This is a genomic window from Streptosporangium sp. H16, assembly GCF_051918855.1.
Classification (GTDB): Bacteria; Actinomycetota; Actinomycetes; order Streptosporangiales; family Streptosporangiaceae; genus Streptosporangium.
In genome coordinates, this window is the sequence record NZ_JBPXMD010000102.1 from 1 (window position 1) to 1,563 (window position 1,563).

Annotated in this window: 1 rRNA gene; it reads right to left on the minus strand. The window is 51.6% G+C overall.

Annotated elements, in window-relative coordinates:
- Nucleotides 1-1,563: ribosomal RNA gene (locus ACTOQ2_RS43815) — 23S ribosomal RNA — on the minus strand; the annotation flags it as partial.

A 1,563-nucleotide genomic window follows, 5' to 3' on the forward strand; every position in this document is an offset into this window, starting at 1 on the left:
GTGCCACCCTCACATACTTGCGTACATAAGGGTCACGCTTCTTCCGAAGTTACGCGTGCAATTTGCCGAGTTCCTTCGGAAGAAGCGTGACCCTGGTCTGTGCCACCCTCACATACTTGCGTACATAAGGGTCACGCTTCTTCCGAAGTTACGCGTGCAATTTGCCGAGTTCCTTCAACGCAGTTCTCTCAAGCGCCTTGGTATTCTCTACCAGTCCACCAGTGTCGGTTTAGGGTACGGTCTATACGCGGGAGCTATTTCCTGGAACCGCTTCGAAGCCCTTCCAATCCAATAAGGAAGAACAACATACGCGATCCGTCACTACCCGCAGGCCCACGAATATTAACGTGGTTCCCATCGACTACGCCTTTCGGCCTCGCCTTAGGGGCCGGCTAACCCTGCTCAGATTAACTTTAAGCAGGAACCCTTGGACTTTCGGCGAGGGAGTCTCTCACTCCCTTTATCGTTACTCATGTCAGCATTCTCACTTCTGATACCTCCAAGAGCCCTCACGGGTCTCTCTTCAACGGCTTACAGAACGCTCCGCTACCACTCCCGGGAACCCGAAGGTTCCAAAGAATCCACAGCTTCGGTGTATGGCTTTAGCCCCGGTACATTTTCGGCGCAAAGACCCTTATTTAGACCAGTGAGCTGTTACGCTTTCTTTAAATGATGGCTGCTTCTAAGCCAACATCCTGGTTGTTTTGGGATCCTCACATCCTTTCCCACTTAGCCATAACTTAGGGACCTTAGATGGTGGTCAGGGTTGTTGCCCTCTTCACGACGGACGTTAGCACCCGCCGTGTGTCTGCCGATTAGTACTCTTCGGTATTCGGAGTTTGGTTAGGTTTGGTAAATCGGTGAGATCCCCTAGCCCATCCAGTGCTCTACCCCCGAAGGTATTCGATCGACGCTCTACCTAAATAGATTTCGCGGAGAACCAGCTATCTCCAAGTTTGATTGGCCTTTCACCCCTAGCCACAAGTCATCCCAATCTATTGCAACAGATGCGGGTTCGGTCCTCCAGTAAGTGTTACCTTACCTTCAACCTGCTCATGGCTAGATCACTTGGTTTCGGGTCTAATCCGACGAACTGAACGCCCTGTTCAGACTCGCTTTCGCTGCGCCTACACCTACCGGTTTAAGCTTGCTCGTCAGACTAAGTCGCTGACCCATTATACAAAAGGTACGCTGTCACCCAGAACAAATCTTGGGCTCCAACTGTTTGTAGGCATTCGGTTTCAGGATCTCTTTCACTCCCCTTGTCGGGGTGCTTTTCACCTTTCCCTCACGGTACTGGTTCGCTATCGGTCATGCACGAGTACTTAGGCTTGGAGAGTGGTCTCCCCATGTTCAGACAGGATTTCACGTGTCCCGCCCTACTCAAGGACTTTTATTCGCATTACGTGTACGGGACTATCACCCACTTCGGTCACCCTTTCCAAGGTGTTCCACTTGTCTCATAAAAGTCCTTGAGTAGGGCGGGGCACGAGTACTTAGGCTTGGAGAGTGGTCTCCCCATGTTCAGACAGGATTTCACGTGTCCCGCCCTACTCAAGGACT